14 protein-coding genes are annotated in these 16722 nt (G+C 69.2%); 10 read left to right on the plus strand and 4 right to left on the minus strand.

Translation table 11 applies throughout. The annotated features are described in order from the left end of the window. Positions 1–34: 34 nt before the first annotated feature. A complete protein-coding gene (locus tag ACNI3K_RS10760; RefSeq protein ID WP_419391894.1) occupies positions 35–1495 on the minus strand; it encodes an amidohydrolase in 1461 nt (486 codons plus the stop codon). A 77-nt stretch (positions 1496–1572) separates the two neighbouring features. Here ACNI3K_RS10760 and ACNI3K_RS10765 point away from each other — a divergent pair, with 77 nt between their 5' ends. Further along, complete coding sequence (locus ACNI3K_RS10765; protein ID WP_419391895.1) at positions 1573–2412, plus strand: EI24 domain-containing protein; 840 nt, start codon at positions 1573–1575, stop codon at positions 2410–2412. Here ACNI3K_RS10765 and ACNI3K_RS10770 read toward each other — a convergent pair. Continuing rightward, a complete protein-coding gene (locus ACNI3K_RS10770) occupies positions 2369–3277 on the minus strand; it encodes a LysR family transcriptional regulator (protein ID WP_419391896.1) in 909 nt (302 codons plus the stop codon). The two genes, ACNI3K_RS10765 and ACNI3K_RS10770, sit on opposite strands and share 44 nt — an antisense overlap. Positions 3278–3359: 82 nt before the next feature. On the opposite strand from ACNI3K_RS10770, the gene ACNI3K_RS10775 reads away from it, so the two are divergent. From ACNI3K_RS10775 to ACNI3K_RS10815, 9 genes are all read left to right on the plus strand, one after another. Continuing rightward, positions 3360–6785, plus strand: coding sequence for a proline dehydrogenase family protein (locus ACNI3K_RS10775; RefSeq protein WP_419391897.1), 3426 nt, complete (start codon positions 3360–3362; stop codon positions 6783–6785). A 38-nt stretch (positions 6786–6823) separates the two neighbouring features. Continuing rightward, positions 6824–7150 carry a plasmid stabilization protein gene (locus tag ACNI3K_RS10780; RefSeq protein ID WP_419391898.1) on the plus strand — a complete coding sequence of 109 codons (327 nt, stop codon included), beginning with the start codon at positions 6824–6826 and terminating at the stop codon, positions 7148–7150. An 85-nt stretch (positions 7151–7235) separates the two neighbouring features. Beyond that, positions 7236–7388: a hypothetical protein gene (locus tag ACNI3K_RS10785; protein ID WP_419391899.1), complete on the plus strand. Its 153-nt coding sequence runs from the start codon at positions 7236–7238 to the stop codon at positions 7386–7388. Between the two features lie 10 nt (positions 7389–7398). Continuing rightward, positions 7399–8055, plus strand: a complete 657-nt coding sequence (locus tag ACNI3K_RS10790) for a CDP-alcohol phosphatidyltransferase family protein (RefSeq protein WP_419391900.1) — start codon at positions 7399–7401, stop codon at positions 8053–8055. A gap of 31 nt (positions 8056–8086) precedes the next feature. Next, positions 8087–8509 (plus strand): FHA domain-containing protein, encoded by a 423-nt coding sequence (locus ACNI3K_RS10795; RefSeq protein WP_518486597.1) that lies wholly within the window; start codon positions 8087–8089, stop codon positions 8507–8509. Between the two features lie 5 nt (positions 8510–8514). Beyond that, positions 8515–9267: a transcriptional regulator FtsR gene (ftsR, locus tag ACNI3K_RS10800; protein ID WP_419391901.1), complete on the plus strand. Its 753-nt coding sequence runs from the start codon at positions 8515–8517 to the stop codon at positions 9265–9267. 101 nt (positions 9268–9368) lie between these two features. Further along, positions 9369–9944 carry a MerR family transcriptional regulator gene (locus tag ACNI3K_RS10805; protein ID WP_419391902.1) on the plus strand — a complete coding sequence of 192 codons (576 nt, stop codon included), beginning with the start codon at positions 9369–9371 and terminating at the stop codon, positions 9942–9944. A gap of 85 nt (positions 9945–10029) precedes the next feature. After that, complete coding sequence (locus tag ACNI3K_RS10810; RefSeq protein ID WP_419391903.1) at positions 10030–13437, plus strand: pyruvate carboxylase; 3408 nt, start codon at positions 10030–10032, stop codon at positions 13435–13437. 112 nt (positions 13438–13549) lie between these two features. After that, positions 13550–14047: a flavodoxin domain-containing protein gene (locus ACNI3K_RS10815; protein ID WP_419391904.1), complete on the plus strand. Its 498-nt coding sequence runs from the start codon at positions 13550–13552 to the stop codon at positions 14045–14047. 56 nt (positions 14048–14103) lie between these two features. Here ACNI3K_RS10815 and ACNI3K_RS10820 read toward each other — a convergent pair whose 3' ends face one another. After that, complete coding sequence (locus ACNI3K_RS10820) at positions 14104–15516, minus strand: alkaline phosphatase family protein (protein ID WP_419391905.1); 1413 nt, start codon at positions 15514–15516, stop codon at positions 14104–14106. Further along, positions 15513–16718, minus strand: a complete 1206-nt coding sequence (eboE, locus tag ACNI3K_RS10825; protein WP_419391906.1) for a metabolite traffic protein EboE — start codon at positions 16716–16718, stop codon at positions 15513–15515. Before eboE ends, ACNI3K_RS10820 begins: the two co-directional genes overlap by 4 nt. Positions 16719–16722 lie beyond the last annotated feature (4 nt).

Consider the following 16722-nt stretch of genomic DNA (forward strand, 5'->3'; position numbering starts at 1 on the left):
CGAGGACCTTTCTGATGTCAGACCCCGCCGCGCGCTACAGCGTGCGGTGGGTGAAGCGTCCTGCGACGAGGGTGGCGGCCACGGGCATGCGCACCAGCGCGGAGGCGACGCAGTGGAGCGGATCGGCCTCGAGCACCACCAGGTCCGCCGCTGCTCCCTCAGACACGCGAAGCGCACCTGCGGAGGCCACCAGCGCCTGTTCGCGGGTGAGCGAGTGCTCGGGGTGCCACGGCTCGCGCTCATCCGCGCTTCGATGCACGGCAGCGGCGATCGCGCGCCACGGGTCCAGCGGGGCGACGGGGGCGTCGGAGCCGAGCACGAGGTGTGCTCCCGCGTCCCGGAGCGCGGCCAGCGGGAACGCGCGGTCGGCACGGTCGGGCCAAATCCGTTCGGTGGGGTCACGGTCGTCCCAGAGGTGCTCAGGCTGCACCGATGCCGAGACGCCGAGCGCGCCGAACCGCGGCAGATCCTCGTGTCGCACGAGCTGAGCGTGCTCGATGGTGCCCGTAGCGCCCGTGCGCTCGAACGAGTCGAGCGCGTGAGTGACAGCGGCGTCGCCGATGGCGTGCACGGCCGCCGTGAACCCGTGCTCGACGGCCTGGTTCAGCAGGCGTTCCGACTGCTCGGGTGAGACCGTGAGCACGCCGCGGGTGTCGCGCCCGGGATACGTGTCGTGGCAGTACGCGGTTCGCGTGTTCAGCGAGCCGTCGGTGATGATCTTGAGCGGGCCGATGGTGAGCAGCCCCGCGGTGCCCGGCACCTCGTCACCGCTGCGCCATCCCGCCTCGATGCGCTCGGCGAGCTCAGCGGGATAGAACCCGGAGTGCACGCGCAGCGCGTGCAGCCCCCGCGTCATGCGCTCGGTCCAGCCCGCGAGATTGTGCGCCATCTCGAGGTCGACTATCCCGACCACTCCTCGCGACGCCGCGGCGACCGCCGCCTCGCTGATCGCGAGGTCCTCGTCACCAGGTGCCGCCTTCTCGAGCCGCATCTGCAGCGCGAACGCATCGTCCTCGCGGAGCACCCCCGCATCGGGAAGGCCGTAGCGGTCCCGTGCCGCGGTGTTCACCCAGCACGCGTGCATGTCGCCCGACAGCACCACCACGGGACGATGGGGCGCGACCTGGTCGAGCACCTCTGCGGTCGGCTCGTCATCCCACATCGCGTCGCGATACCCGTAGCCGATGATGGGCTCGTACATCTCGATCTCCGCGACCATGCGGGCAGCGATGATGTGAGCCGCGGCTGCGGCGCTGCGAGCCGCCGACAGGTCGAGCCTGCGCCGCACGATTGCCCACTGCGTGAAATGCACATGGTGGTCCCACAGCCCCGGCGCGACCCACCTGCCCTCGAGGTCGAGCACCTCGGCTGTGGTCCTTGCCGGGACCGACGGTGCGGCGGCACCGATGCTCGTCACGATGCCGTCGCGGATGGCGATGTCGACGAGTGCGTCGCGGCCCAAGAGCCGGGCCTTGCGCAGGAGCAGATCGGTCAAGGGTGTCTCACAGCCGGGGAGTAGGAGGGCTCGGGATTGGGCCAGGATAGCCATGGCGGGACCGCTAGCATCGCCACATGGCACCGCGCACGCCGTCCCCACGGATCAGACCTGTGCGTGAGGCGGCTTTCGGGGCGGCTACCGCGTGGCGCGGGCTCCGCACCTGGAGCACGTCGCCGCGGCTCATGGCATGGGGTCTGCTGCCGGGCGCGATCACCGCGGTGCTGTTCGGCGGGGCGGCAATCGCCATCGCTCTGCAGATCGCCGAATGGTCGAGCTGGCTTGCAGCCCTCGTGGTGTCGGAGGACGGCGCGGCGCATGGCGCGCTGCAGATCGTCGCGGCGCTCGCCGTGGTGGCCGCCAGCGTGCTGGTCGCGGTGTACGCGTTCACCGCTGTCACCCTCACCATCGGCCAACCGTTCTTCGAGCGCATCGGCCGGGCCGTGGATGAGCGCCACGGCTTCACCGGCGCGGAACCCGACGAGCAGTGGGCACGCGCACTGCTGCGAAGCGTGGGCGAGGCAGTGAGGCTCGCCGCGCTGACCCTTCCGTTCGCCGCCGGCCTGTTCCTGGTGGGGCTGATCCCCGTCATCGGCGGCATCACCGCCTTCGTGCTGGGCGCGACCATCGGGGGCTGGTTCCTGGCGCTCGAGCTCACTGCGTATCCGCTCGCCCGTCGCGGCCACGTGTCGCTAGCCGCGCGGCGTGCCGTGCTGCGCCAGCACCGACCGCGCGTGGTGGGCTTCGGGGCGGCGGTGTTCGTGCTGTTCCTCATCCCCTTGGGTGCCGCGCTGTTCATGCCCGCAGCGGTGGCGGGTGCTGCGCTGCTGGTGAACGGGCCCGAATTCGTGGCGCGGGCTCAGCCGGACGACGTCACCACTCACCGAGGGGAACGGCCGCCAGGCGCAGAGCGCTGAGGACGGCCGTCACGGCGGGATCCACGGTGGTGGTCGCCCTCATCGCGGCGAAGACCGTGCGCCGGGGCGCGCCCGGCAGGGGCAAGCGCGCGATGCCGGCAGGGGCGGTCATCCACATGAGTCCCGGCAGCAGCGATACTGCCTCGCCCGCAGCGACCAGAGCGATGTGGGCCTGCAGGTCCGCGGTCTCGTAGCGAACGTCGGGCTCGAACCCCTCGAGCCTGCACACCTGCTCCGCGAAGTGTCGCGATGCCGTACCCCGCGGCTCCATGACCCACGCGCTGTCCCGATGACCGGCAAGCGCGGTCGTCTCCGGGTCTCCCTTGCTCCCGTCGTCGCGTGCGGCCAATGAGATCTCGTCCCGGACGAGGGTCTCGCGGCGAAGGCCGGGATAGTGCGGGGCCGAATGGTGCGGATACTCCTCCGCGATGACGATGTCGTACTCGCGTGCCCAGGTGTCCTCGAGTGCCTGGGCGGGTTCGCTCTGCGTCACTTGGAGTCGCACCCTCGGGGCGGACTCGCGCAAGTGGGCGAGAGCGCTGGGCAAGAGCGCGAGCGCGGCCGATTGGAACATCGCGGCGCGCACGGACCCGGCCGGCTCGTCGTGGGTCGCACGCAGATCCGACTCCGCAGCCTCGACGGCATCGAGAACGGCGTCCGCGGCAGCGACGAGACGCTGGCCTGCCGGGGTGAGCACCAGCCTGCGTCCCGACTTGCGTAGCAGCCGCGCTCCCGTCTCCATCTCGAGCGCCGAGAGCTGCTGGGAGACCGCGGAGGCCGTGTATCCGAGGCTGTCAGCCGCGCCGGCGACGGTGCCGCGGATCGCGAAGGCGCGCAGGGTCCGCAGGCGGTGAATGCTGAGCATGGCATCAGTTCAGCACAGCTTCACCATAGTCTTCAATAAACCTGGATAGACCTGAACGATTACCCCAGCGCACACTGAGGCCATGGCCGTCCCCGCCCTGACCTCTGTCCCCACCGACGCCGACCGCGCCGTCCAGCAGGTGCGCCGCTGGCTGGACGCCTCCGAGACTGCGCGACCACGCCTTGGAGCGCGGGTCATGGGGTACGCACTCCGCTCGGAGGGAGGGCTGCGCTATCTCACCGAGGTCGTCGACGGTCTGGTCCGGCCCGAGGACCCCCTGGTCTCCGCCGCGGCCCTCAGACGCGCATCGGCCGATGCGCACGCTCACCTCCCCGCCGGGCTCGCCTGGCTCTCGCGCGCGGGTGCGCTGGCCTCGCGGATCGCTCCGCGCCTCACCGTCGCGATCGCGCGTCGGTTCGTGCGTGGCCTCGTCGGCCACCTCGTGGTGGACGCCCGCCCGCGACGACTGTCGCGGTCCCTGCAACGGCTGCGCTCCGACGGCGCGGAGCTGAACGTGAACCTGTTGGGGGAAGCGGTGCTCGGCCGTGAGGAGGCGAGCCGCCGGGTTGAGCGGCTCCAGGGGCTGATCGAGCACCCTGACGTGGACTACGTGTCGATCAAGGTCTCAGCAGTGACCGCGCCCCATTCCCCGTGGGATGTCGACGGGGCCGTGGAGGAGATCACCGCGACGCTGCTGCCGCTCTACGCAGCGGCGCGCGACGCCAACGGCACCTTCATCAACTTGGACATGGAGGAGTACCGGGACCTCGAGGTCACACTCGCCGTGTTCGAGCGGCTGATGCGGGAACCGAGCCTGCTCGACCTGTCAGCCGGCATCGTGCTTCAGGCCTATCTGCCCGAGTCCAGCGCGGCGTTGGCTCGCGTGCAGCGCCTGGCCGCATCGCGGGTGGACGCGGGGGGAGCGCCGCTGCGCGTACGGATCGTCAAGGGCGCGAACCTGTCGATGGAGCGGGTCGAGTCAGAGCTGCGCGGCTGGTCGCTCGCGCCATGGGGATCCAAGACGGAGACCGATGCGCACTACAAGCGCCTCCTCTCGGCCGCACTCACCGTCGAGTCGTCACAGAGCCTCAAGGTGGGCGTCGCCGGGCACAATCTCTTCGACGTCGCGCACGCATGGGACCTCGCGTGCCGACGTGGAGTCGCGGATGCCGTCCAGTTCGAGATGCTCCTCGGCATGGGCGAGCCCGTCTCAAGGGCCGTCGCGCGCGACGTGGGCCAGTTGCGGCTCTACACCCCCGTGGTCGACCCCGCAGACTTCGACGTCGCGCTGGCGTACCTCGTGCGCCGGCTCGAGGAGGTGGCGAACCCCCAGAACTTCCTCTCGCGACTTCCCACGCTCGCGCACACCCCGGAGGACTTCGAACGTGAGGAGCGCGCGTTCCGCCATGCGTGCGCACTCGCCACGGGGCCAGCGCCCTCGCGCTCTCACCGGGATGCGGCACGGCCGCCGTCGGCGAACCGGGAGTTCCGCAACGCGGTCGACACCGACCCGGCACTCGGCTCGTCCCGAACGCGCGGGGAGCGTGCTCTGGCGCGCGCAGCCGAGCGACGCGTCGGTGCGGACGCCGTCGCCGCCGCTCGTGTGGACGATGCCGAATCACTGGCTCGAAGCATCGGCGAGGTGCGCGACGGGGGACAGAGGTGGGGCCTTACCACCGGTGCCCAACGGTCAGCGATGCTCCATCGCATCGCCGACGAGCTCGAGCGGCGCAGGGACGAGCTGATCGAGGTGATGGCCTCCGAGGCCGGCAAGACGCTTGACCAGTCCGATCCCGAGGTGTCGGAGGCGATCGACTTCGCTCGCTACTATGCCGACAGCGCTCTGCGCCTCCACGAGGTGGTCGGGGCCGTCCCGGTCCCGCGTGCGCTGACCGTCGTGACGCCGCCGTGGAACTTCCCCGTGGCGATCCCTGCCGGCTCGACCCTGGCGGCGCTCGCCGCCGGTTCCGCGGTGCTCCTCAAGCCGGCGGAGGAGGCTCGTCGCTGCAGCGCGGTCGTCGTCGACATCCTCCACGGCGCAGGCGTCCCTCAGGACCTCGTGCGGCTGATCGACCTGGACCCGAAGAAGCTGGGCCACGCCCTCATTAGGGATCCACGAGTCGACCAGGTGATCCTCACCGGTGCCTTTGAGACGGCGCAGGGGTTTCTCGACGCGAGGCCCTCCTTGCACCTGCATGCCGAGACCTCGGGCAAGAACGCGATGGTGATCACGCCAAGCGCCGACCTGGATCTCGCGGTGCGGGACCTCGTGGCGTCCGCGTTCGGGCACGCCGGCCAGAAGTGCTCCGCGGCGTCGCTCGCCGTGCTCGTGGGCTCGGTTGCGGACTCGCCTCGATTCCACCGGCAGCTGCGCGACGCCGTGCGCTCGCTACGCGTGGGGCCCGCCACCGACCCCGCCACGCAGATGGGCCCGGTCATCGCGGAGCCGAGCGGGAAGCTGGAGCGCGGCCTCACCCGCCTCGACGGTGACGAGACGTGGTGGGTCGAGCCGCAGCGGCTCGCCGACGGACTGTGGACCCCCGGCGTGCGCGGGTGGGTCGCTCCCGACTCCTTCATGCACCGGGTCGAGTGCTTTGGGCCCGTGCTCGGAATCGTCCGAGCACGCGACCTCGATCACGCCATCGCATTGGTCAACGCTGTCGACTACGGGCTGACGTCCGGCATCCACACGCTGGACGAGTCAGAGATCCGCACCTGGATCGACACTGTCGAGGCGGGCAACCTGTACGTCAACAAGGGCACGACCGGAGCCATCGTTCAGCGTCAGCCCTTCGGAGGGTGGAAGCGCTCGGTGGTGGGCCCCACCGTCAAGGCGGGGGGACCTCACTACGTTGCGACGCTCACCGGGTGGGAGCGAGCCGACCTGGCGGGCGCGTCCGAGGGTCACACCGCGCTCGAGCCCGCTGTGGAGCGACTAGTGGCCGCAGGAGAGGCTGAGTGGGTGCGCGCCGCGGCTGAGGCCGATCATCGGGAATGGCGAGAGCGGTTCGCGGTGGGACACGACCCGACGGCCCTCGCCTGCGAGGCCAACGTGTTGCGCTACGTCCCCCTCCCCGTCCTGATCCGATGGGACGGCGCTCGCGAGGAGGATTTGACCCGGACGTGCGCCGCCATGGTGCGCGCAGGCGCGCTCGGCCACGTCAGCGTCGCCGAGGAGCTTCCGTCGCGAATCGCCGAGGCCCTGGGTGCTGCTGGGGTGCAGCTCCACCTCGAGACCGCAACGGCCGCCCTCGCAGCGATGCGCGAGCGCGGGCTGTCGCGCGTGAGATGCGTCGGAGAGGTGGAGGACGTATGGCGGGGGCACGCGGACGTGGCGGTCTTTGATTTGCCGGTGACGTCGGCAGCCCAGCTCGAGCTGATGCCGTTCCTGCGGGAGCAAGCCGTGTCGCTCACTCTGCACCGCTACGGGACGCCCTTCGACCCCGCCGAGCGCATCGCCGCAGAGCTCGGGCATGGAAGAACTGAGGTGGGGCTCGGGTTGACGTGAGTGACCCTTGCGGCAATGACCAGACCTCAGGAGGAGCCATGACACCGAAGCAATGGAGCGACAAGCGCGAGCGCCAGTACGAGCACGTCAAGGACTCCGAGTTGGACGCCGGCAGGTCCGAGGACCGGGCCGAGGAGATCGCCGCGCGCACCGTGAACAAGGAGCGCGCGAGGTCGGGGGAGTCCGAGCAATCCTCGAAGTCCTCGACGGATGACATGTCGAGTTCGGAGCGCGGAGGCAAGCGGTCGCATTCGGGCCCAGGGGGCCGGACCAAGAAGCAGCTGTATGGAGAGGCCAAGCGCCAGGGCATCGACGGGCGCTCGAAGATGTCGAAGGAAGAGTTGGAGAAGGCCCTCTCGCGGTGAGGAGGCACCCCCCACCGAGCACTCCAGGTCGCGACGAACTACGCTGGTAACGCACGCACACCACCGAGTCTGAAGGGAGACGACCATGGCCGATCAGAAGCCCTCGGAGAGCCGTCACTACCGCTTCGAGCAGATCAGGGCGAGGGAGCTCGCGCGCGGCGCTTCCGACGACGAGGCCACGCGCATCGCGACTGAGACCGTAGACAAGGTCATTCCTGCGGAGGAAGACTCCAAGTAGACTCCCGTGCGTGGACCAGCCTCGCGATCTTGAGAGCAGGAAGTTGCCAGACGCGACGGCTGACGGTCGGCCCACCCCGGTGAGCGGTGCGGTGTGGACGGTCCCCAACGTCATCTCGATGGTGCGGATCGGACTCATCGGAGTCTTCGGCTGGCTGCTCGTCGTGAGCTACGACATGTGGGCGGTCGCGGCCCTGCTGGCAGCGGGGGTCAGCGACTTCCTCGACGGATACCTCGCGCGCCGGTGGCAACAGGTCACGACTCTTGGTCGTCTGCTCGATCCCGCCGCCGACAGGCTGTTGACCATTGTGGTGGTCATCGCCCTCGCTCTTCGCGGAGCGGTGCCGTGGTGGCTGGTGGTGATCCTGCTGGCCCGCGACGCGTTGGTCGCCGCCGTCGTGCTGGTGGGTCATGCCCGTCACGTCTCGTATCCGAAGGTGACGTTCACCGGCAAGGCCGCTACGGCGGCGTTGTACGTGTGCCTGCCGGTCGCGTTCTTCGCCTTCGGACGATGGGAGGGCGTCCACGTCGCGGCGATCATCGGCGCGTCCGCAGCTGCTGGACTCTATTGGATCTCCGGCGTCGCCTATGTGCGTGACGTCGCGATGCGGGCTCGGCAAAGCGCCGCGCGCGCGTCCGCCGGGACGCCACCGGACCACCTAGGATGAGGGAGTCGACCAACGTGAGAAAGGGGGCGCCATGACATATGACGAGAGCCCGGTTGAGCGCACGATGTCGCTCGACGCGCAGGTACCGGTGGATGAGCACTCGCCTCACCGCCTGTCGCCGCAAGATCAGACGGCTGTGGACGCCCTCGACGAGGACTGCGCTCTGCTGATCGTGCATCACGGCCCCAACCAGGGCGCGCGCTTCCTGCTGGACGTCGACGTCACGACCGCAGGGCGGTCGGTGTCCGGAGATATCTTCCTGGACGATGTGACCGTGAGCCGCGAGCACGTGCAGTTCATCCGCGACGGCAAGAAGTTTTACGTGAAGGACGCCGGATCGCTGAATGGCACCTACGTCAACCGGGAGCCTGTGACCGAGGTCGAGCTTCACGACGGCGACGAGGTGCAGATCGGCAAGTACCGGATGAGTTTCTATCCGGGAACGGCCCGCTGACCTAGATGTCCGCGCTCAGGGCCGTGCACGCCGCGTCCCGCGGCGAGCAGGCGTTCGACCCGGCGGAGCAGGTCCCGACGCCCGACGCGGCTGTGGGACGCTGGCCGCACGCGCTCTCTCAGGAGCCGATGCTGCGGGTGAGCGACGTCCTGCAACAGCTCTGTCACGAGTTTCCCGCTCTCACGCCCTCAAAGCTGCGCTATCTCGACAACAACGGCCTGGTCTCTCCAGACCGGACCGCAGCCGGCTACCGGCAATATTCGCCAGCGGACCTCGAACGCCTCCGGTTCGTGCTGCGGGAGCAGCGCGACCACTTCCGTCCGCTGAGCGTGATCGCCGACACCCTCGACTCTCTCGATTGTGGCCGCATGCACCTCGCCGTGACGCCGCACGCGGTCGAGGAGACGGAGACCTACGTGACGCACGCCGAGCTGGCCCAGGCCGCCGGGGTGGATTCTTCGGTGGTGGCGACGCTCGAGGCTGAAGGCGTCGTGCAGCAACGGGTCCCGGGCAGGTTTGAGCGGGCATGTGTGCCGTTAGTGGTCGCGGGCGGCGCCTACCTGGGCGCCGGGGGAGACGCACGGTCGCTCAAGGCCCTCGTGCGCGCTGCTGGGCGCGAGGCGGAGCTCATCGCAGGGTCCGCCGCCCCTGATCGGGGCAGGGGCGACGACGCTGCGGCCGATGCGCTGGTGAGCGTGCGATCGGATGCAGCTGTCGCCTTGTTCAGCGCTTGTGTGCACGAGCTGATCGACCGATAGTCAATCAACAGGCGACACGCCACCGGCGCAGCGGCGATGTCGTTGACCGGGCGGGGCCGCCGCCCTACCGTGGTGGCAGGGATCGAGCGCGAGGAGAAGCGATGGCAGAGCAGGAAGGCCCCGGCCTGACCTCAGTGTCCGACCAAGGGATCCTGTTCGACGACGGCCTGACGCACCTCGACGAGAACACGGGCTACCGCGGACCGACCGCCTGCAAGGCGGCGGGCATCACCTACCGTCAACTGGACTACTGGGCCCGCACGGGTCTGGTCGAGCCCAGCGTCAAGGCGGCCACGGGATCGGGCACCCAACGCCTCTACGGCTTCCGCGACATCCTCGTCTTGCGCGTGGTGAAGCGGCTCCTCGACTCGGGCGTGTCGCTGCAGCAGATCCGTTCGGCCGTCTCGGCACTGCGCGAGCGCGGCGTCGATGACCTGTCCCGCATCACCCTCATGTCCGACGGTGCCTCCGTCTATGAATGCACGTCAGATGACGAGGTCATCGACCTCGTGCAGGGCGGACAGGGTGTGTTCGGCATCGCACTTGGCAAGGTGTGGCGCGAGCTCGAAGGCTCACTGTCCTCCCTCCCCGCCGACCGGGGTGACGCGCCCGCATCGGCCACCTCGCAGGCGGACGAACTGGCGGACCGCCGCGCCAAGCGCTCGACAGCGAGCTGACTCCACCGCACTCGCGCCGCATCGGCGGCCGGCTGACGCGCACCCGCAAACCTGGCAAGATAAAGCCACCGTCGAAGGGAATTCAATGTTTTCCAAGGTCCTCGTCGCCAACCGGGCAGAGATCGCCGTGCGCGCCTTCCGCGCCGCCTACGAGCTGGGCGCCAAGACCGTCGCCGTGTTCCCGCACGAGGACCGGATGTCCGAGCACCGCGTCAAGGCGGACGAGGCATACGAGATCGGCGAAGAGGGTCACCCGGTCAAGGCATACCTCGACATCGACGAGATGATCCGGATCGCCAAGCACTCCGGTTCGGACGCCATCTACCCCGGCTACGGTTTTCTCTCGGAGAACGTCGAGCTCGCGCGCCGCTGCGAGCAGGAGGGCGTGACGTTCATCGGCCCGCCTCCCGAGGTCCTCGCGCAGGCGGGCGACAAGGTTGCGGCGCTCAAGGCCGCCAAGGCCGCCGACGTACCGGTGCTGAACTCCTCTGAGCCCTCCAAGAACAAGGAAGAGCTCATCGCCGCGGCCGACGCGATCGGCTTCCCGATCTTCGTCAAGGCCGTCGCGGGCGGCGGCGGCCGGGGGATGCGCCGCGTCGAAAAGCGAGAAGCACTGCCCGATGCGCTTGCCGCAGCCATGCGCGAGGCCGACAACGCCTTTGGCGATTCCACGGTGTTCCTGGAGCAGGCCGTGCTTGGACCGCGCCACATCGAGGTCCAGATCCTTGCGGACAACGAGGGCAACATCGTCCACCTGTACGAGCGCGACTGCTCGGTGCAGCGTCGCCACCAGAAGGTGGTCGAGATCGCACCGGCGCCCAACCTCGACCCCGCGGTCCGGGAGGCGCTCTGCCGCGACGCGGTCAAGTTCGCCGAGTCGCTCGGCTACGTCAACGCCGGCACCGTCGAGTTCCTGCTCGAGACCGAGGGCGAGCGCGCCGGTCAGCACGTGTTCATTGAGATGAACCCGCGCATCCAGGTCGAGCACACGGTGACCGAGGAGGTCACCGACCTCGACATCGTGAGCGCGCAGATGCGCATCGCATCGGGCGAGACCCTCGAGCAGATCGGGATTCGCCAGGAGGACGTGCGCACCAACGGGTTCGCGGTCCAGACGCGCATCACCACCGAGGACCCCACCAACGGATTCCTGCCCGACACGGGCCGCATCGTCGCCTACCGATCCCCGGGCGGCGCCGGCGTGCGCCTCGACGGCGCGACCGGCATGGCCGGCAACTCCGTCACCGGCCACTTCGACTCCATGCTGGTCAAGCTCACGTGCCGCGGTCACGATTTCGAGACCGCCACCCGCCGGGCCTCGCGCGCCCTCGCCGAGTTCCGTATTCGCGGCGTGACCTCGAACATCCGGTTCCTGCGCGCCGTGATCGACGACCCGGACTTCCGGGCCGGGGGAGTCACGACCTCGTTCATCGATCAGCGCCCGCACCTGCTCGAGGTGCCGGAGAGCCAGGAGCGCTCGACCAAGCTCCTGAGCTTCTTGGGCTACCAGACGGTCAACCGCCCCAACGGCCCGCCTGCGGAGATCGCTCTGCATCCCGCCGTCAAGCTCCCCAAGCTTGACCTCGACGCCGAGCCGCCCCCCGGGAGCCGTCAGCGGCTACTGGAGCTGGGCCCGGAGGGCTTTGCGCGCGATCTGCGCCAGGCAACCCGGCTCGGACTCACCGACACGACCATGCGAGACGCGCACCAGTCGCTGCTGGCGACCCGCGTGCGCACCTACGACCTGCTGAAGGCTGCCGGCCACGTGTCGCGCATGACTCCCGAGCTGCTGTCGATCGAGTGCTGGGGCGGGGCGACGTACGACGTCGCGATGCGGTTCCTCTCGGAGGACCCGTGGCTACGGCTCGCGAACCTTCGTGAGGAGGTGCCCAACGTCGCGCTGCAGATGCTGCTGCGCGGGCGCAACACGGTGGGATACACGCCGTACCCGGACGAGGTCGCTCAGGCGTTCGTCGAGGAGGCCACGGAGACGGGCATCGACATCTTCCGCATCTTCGATGCGCTCAACGACGTTGAGCAGATGCGGCCCGCGATCGAGGCGGTGCGTGCCACTGGCACCTCCGTGGCTGAGGCGACGCTGTGCTACACCGGCAACATGATCTCTCCGGACGAGGATCTGTACACGCTCGACTACTACCTCAAGCTGGCGGACCAGCTGGTCGAGGCGGGGGCTCACATCCTCGCTCTCAAGGACATGGCGGGCCTGCTCCGTCCGGCGGCCGCGTTCACCCTCGTGTCCGCCCTGCGCGAGCGGTTCGACCTGCCGGTTCACCTGCACACGCACGACACCGCTGGGGGCCAGATCGGCACGCTGCTGGCCGCCGCTGAGGCCGGCGTGGACGCGGTGGACGTCGCCAGCGCGGCGATGGCCGGCACCACATCACAGCCGCCCATGAGCGCGCTGGTCGCGGCTCTCGAGCACACCTCCCGCGACACCGGCGTGTCGCTCGCCGCCGCGCAGGACCTCGAGCCGTATTGGGAGGCCGTGCGTAAGCTCTACGCGCCGTTCGAGTCAGGGTTGCCGGGGCCGACGGGCCGCGTCTACCGCCACGAGATTCCCGGCGGGCAGCTGTCCAACCTGCGCCAGCAGGCGATCTCCTTGGGGCTTGCGGACCGGTTCGAGCAGATCGAGGACACCTACGCCGCGGCGGACCGGATCTTGGGCCGCCTCATCAAGGTGACGCCCACGTCCAAGGTCGTCGGCGACCTCGCCCTGCACCTGGTGGCCAAGGGCGCCGACCCCGATGACTTCGAACAGAACCCGGACAAGTACGACCTGCCGGACTCCGTCATTGGCTTCCTGCAGGGCGAGCTCGGCGACCCGCCCGGCGGCTGGCCCGAGCCCTTCCGCACCAAGGCACTCGAGGGGCGTTCCGCGTCCCGCGAGCTTGCGCCGCTGTCCGATGAGGACCGGGAGAAGCTCGCACAGCCCGGTCACGTGCGCAGGCGTGCGCTCAACCACCTGCTGTTCCCCGGACCTGCGGACGACTTCGATGTGGCGATCGACAACTACGGAGACATCTCCGTGATCGACACGTTCCACTACCTGTACGGACTCACGGTCGGCAGCGGCGAAGAGGTGAACATCGAGCTCGAGAAGGGCGTGCGGATGATCGTCTCGCTCGAGGCTCTCGGCGAGCCGGATGATCACGGCGAGCGCACCGCCATCTTCACGTACAACGGTTCGATCCGCCCCGTTCAGGTGCGTGACGAGGCCGCGTCCGTCGACGTCGTTCAGCGCGAGAAGGCCGACGGCGCCAAGCCAGGCCAGATCGGTTCGCCGTTCTCCGGTGCCGTCGCGGTGACGGTCGACGAGGGCGACGAGGTGGCGGCGGGGCAGACCGTCGCGCTGATCGAGGCGATGAAGATGGAATCGGCCATCACCACGCCGGTGGCTGGCACGGTGAAGCGCATCGCGGTCGACGGCAACGAGACGCTGACCGGTGGAGACCTGATCCTCGTCGTCGAGTAGCGGCGGGGCCCAGGCCCGACCGGTGGTGTAGGCCCTCTGGCCTGGGGACATAGGTCCCTGTCAATGGCCGATGCACGGGCTCAGACTAGTGTCACCCAGTCAGGAGGTCGTCATGAAGGTTCTCGTCACCACCGGTTCAAAGTACGGTTCCACCCGTGAGGTGGGCCGTGTCGTCGCCGATGAACTCGTCGCGCTCGGTTTCGAGGTGGACTTCCAGGACGCCTGTGACGTCCTGGGCGTGCACTTCTACGACGCGGTCGTGGTCGGCAGCGCCGTCTACGGAGGCATGTGGCGCCGCGACGCCGCCGAGCTGGTCCGCAACCACGTGATCGACCTCCACGAGCGCGAGGTCTACATGTTCTCCGTGGGCATGGAGACGGTGATCCGCCCGGGGCAGCCGCTCGACGAGGCCGAGGCGCTGGCGCGCGACGTGGCCGCCAACGAGCACGTGCGCTTCCCAGGCTGCCTGCAATGGGACCGCCTGAACGTGGGGGAGAAGGCCATCATTCGGGCCCTCAACCCGCCCAAGGGCGACTTCCGCGACTTCGAGGAGATCCGCGAGTGGGCGCAGCGCGTCGGCACCCAGCTTCGCATGGTGGCAGCGGTCTGAGCCGACCGCGCGGAGCGTGGCGCTGCACCCGTCGCCGCAGCGGCTCTCTCGATGACCTAGTCGCCGATGCCCTGGAGCTCCAGGACGAGGTTCTTGATCGCCGCCGCGGGGACCTGCGCCCGATCGGACGCCACGAGACCGGCCACGGAAGCCGGCACGTCTGTGTCTGAGCACAGCACCAGCGGGGTGTCCGCCGACGAAGTGGGTAGCCGTCCGTGCGTGCCTCGCACCCATGACGCGTCCAAAGGCACCGTGCTCATCGCGTAGCGCAGCCCCGCCTTCTTGCGCACCAGATTCCCGCCGGCCTTGGCCTTCGCCCACCGGTCCGCTGGGTCGAAGAACAGCTCCGCAGGGTCGTATCCGGGCTTGCGATGGATGTCGACCCCGCGCGCGTACTCGGGGGCGCGGTCGTCGTCGTTCCAGAAGTAGTACGTGAACCACGCGCCGGGTTCGGCCACCACCACCAGGTCGCCCGCTCGCTCGTGGTCGAGGCCGTAACGCGCCTGCGCCTCACGATCCAGCACCTCGTCCACACCGGGCAGCCCCTGCAGGAGTGCGCTCACGCGTCGTCGCAGGGCATCGTCGTGGGGTTGGCCAAGGTAGACGTGCGCCACCTGGTGATCGGCGACCGCGAAGGCACGGGAGGTCCACGGGTCGAGCTGTTCCTTGCCGTCTTGAACGTAGACCTCGAGCAGTCCGGCATCACGCAACGCCCGGTTCACGTGCACTGGCTGGGACGCGTCTGCGATCCCGTACTCGGACACCGCGAGCACGGTGATGCCGCGCTCCTCGCACTCGTCCAGCAGGGGAGTGAGAGCGCGGTCGAGCTCGCTTGCCGCGACACGCGCCTGCGGCGACGTGGGTCCGTACCGCTGCAGGTCGTAATCCAGATGGGGCACGTAGGCCATCGTGAGATTGGGGGACTGGGTGCGGATAATGTGCTGCGTAGCAGCCACGATCCACTGAGACGAGGCGATCGACGCCGTGGGACCCCAGTAGGTGAACAGGGGGAACTCGCCCACGTGGGCGACGAGCTCATCGTGAAGCTCAGGCGGCCGCACGTAGGCATCCGGCGACTTGCGACCGTCCGCGTGGTAGATCGGCCGGGGCGTGACGGTGGCGTCGGTGGTCATGCCCATCGCGTACCACCAGCACACGTTGGCTGCGGTGTACCCAGGGTGGAGCGCACGGGCACTCTCCCAGAGCTTCTCTCCGGACACCAACTTGTTGTGCTGGCGCCACAGGTACACGTCGCCGAGCTCTCGGAAGTACCAGCCATTACCCACGATTCCGTGGCTTGCTGGCGCCGCTCCCGTGAGCATCGTGGACTGCACGCTGCACGTCACGGCGGGCAGCACCGTCGCGAGCTCGCTGCTCCAGCCTCCGGCCGCGAGGCGGGACAGCCGTGGCATGTGGGCAAGCGCATCGGCCGTCAGTCCGACGACGTCGAGAAGCAGGACGGGTCTCATGAGGTGATCTCCTTGGGCTCTTCGAGCAGATTGCTGCGGGCCCACCGCAGTTCGGCCGCGATGCCGTCGGCCAACGATTCTGCGGCCTCTGGCAGGACGGCCCAGGTGTACGTCTCCACATCGAGGTGAGCCTCGTCGCCGCGAGGCGCGGCGCGGACGGTCGCCACCGCGTCGCGGAGCACGTCCGTCGTCGCCGCGAGCGGAGCGGCGGGCTCGTGATGCAGTGGCACGTGGAAGTGGACGCGCCACGGCCCCTGTGCGGGCAGAGGTTCGCCGTGCAGCCGCGGATCGGTAGGGGAGCGGGCCCCGCCCAGCGCCTGGGGAAGATCGTCGCTCTTCAGCACCTCGCCGGCGGGGGTGAGCTCCCGCACCTGGTGCACGTACCGAGTCTCCGCGAATGCCTCGATGGCACGACGGGCTGCTCCGGTGCCCGGATCGGCGATGTGCAGCGCCGCCGAGGCCTGCACCTTCACGACGCGCAGACCCGCGTCGGTGATGCGGCGCACCGTCGCGCCGGTCCCCGCGCGCTGATCTGCGAAGGACACGGCGAGGTGGCAGGTGTCCAGGCACACGCCGATGAAGGCTGGATCGATCCGGTGTGCGCCGTCGTCTTGAGCGACGCCGATGCGGCTTTCGAGCCACGTGACTACGTCTTCGACGTCGTCGAGAATGCACCCCGGCTCGGGTTCGATCGCGATCCTCACCACGCGTCCGGTGACATCCTCCAGCTGCTTCAACTCGCGGCTCAGACTCGCGAACGCGCGTTGGGCGGCAGCGTCGTCCGCGGTCGTCCACGAGGTCCGCCAGCCAAGCGGAAGCGTGGAGATCGAGCCATCGACCCCATCGGGAAGCAGATCCGCCAGCACGCGCGCACAGGCCAGGGTGTAGTCGAGCCGCTCGGGCTCGGCCCAGGTCGGCGTGTAGACGTCCAGTTTGACGACGTCGCGGTGAAAGCCCCCGTAGGGAAAGGCATTGAGGGTGTGCACCTGCAGCCGGTGCTCGGCGAGCACCGCGCGCAGTCTGTCTCGATCCTCGGCGCTGGCGTCGAGCCGATGCGCCAACACAGCGGGCATCCACAGTCCGACGCCGAGGACCTCGAGGCCGGCTGATTCCCGGACGGGAACCGCGTAGGTCACCAACTGATCGATCACGCCGTCCAGGTCCTCGGCCGGGTGAACGTTCGTGCAGTACGACAGCAGCACGAAC

This window comes from Demequina ureilytica (assembly GCF_048553575.1).
Classification (GTDB): domain Bacteria; phylum Actinomycetota; class Actinomycetes; order Actinomycetales; family Demequinaceae; genus Demequina.

Bases quoted from the DNA above. Each gene is read 5' to 3' on its own strand.
- ACNI3K_RS10795 (WP_518486597.1), top strand. From the start codon at position 8,087: ATGACATATGACGAGAGCCCGGTTGAGCGCACGATGTCGCTCGACGCG.
- ftsR (WP_419391901.1), top strand. From the start codon at position 8,515: ATGTCCGCGCTCAGGGCCGTGCACGCCGCGTCCCGCGGCGAGCAGGCG.
- ACNI3K_RS10775 (WP_419391897.1), top strand. From the start codon at position 3,360: ATGGCCGTCCCCGCCCTGACCTCTGTCCCCACCGACGCCGACCGCGCC.
- ACNI3K_RS10810 (WP_419391903.1), top strand. From the start codon at position 10,030: ATGTTTTCCAAGGTCCTCGTCGCCAACCGGGCAGAGATCGCCGTGCGC.
- ACNI3K_RS10785 (WP_419391899.1), top strand. From the start codon at position 7,236: ATGGCCGATCAGAAGCCCTCGGAGAGCCGTCACTACCGCTTCGAGCAG.
- ACNI3K_RS10805 (WP_419391902.1), top strand. From the start codon at position 9,369: ATGGCAGAGCAGGAAGGCCCCGGCCTGACCTCAGTGTCCGACCAAGGG.
- ACNI3K_RS10815 (WP_419391904.1), top strand. From the start codon at position 13,550: ATGAAGGTTCTCGTCACCACCGGTTCAAAGTACGGTTCCACCCGTGAG.
- ACNI3K_RS10820 (WP_419391905.1), bottom strand. From the start codon at position 15,516: ATGAGACCCGTCCTGCTTCTCGACGTCGTCGGACTGACGGCCGATGCG.
- ACNI3K_RS10765 (WP_419391895.1), top strand. From the start codon at position 1,573: ATGGCACCGCGCACGCCGTCCCCACGGATCAGACCTGTGCGTGAGGCG.
- ACNI3K_RS10770 (WP_419391896.1), bottom strand. From the start codon at position 3,277: ATGCTCAGCATTCACCGCCTGCGGACCCTGCGCGCCTTCGCGATCCGC.
- ACNI3K_RS10780 (WP_419391898.1), top strand. From the start codon at position 6,824: ATGACACCGAAGCAATGGAGCGACAAGCGCGAGCGCCAGTACGAGCAC.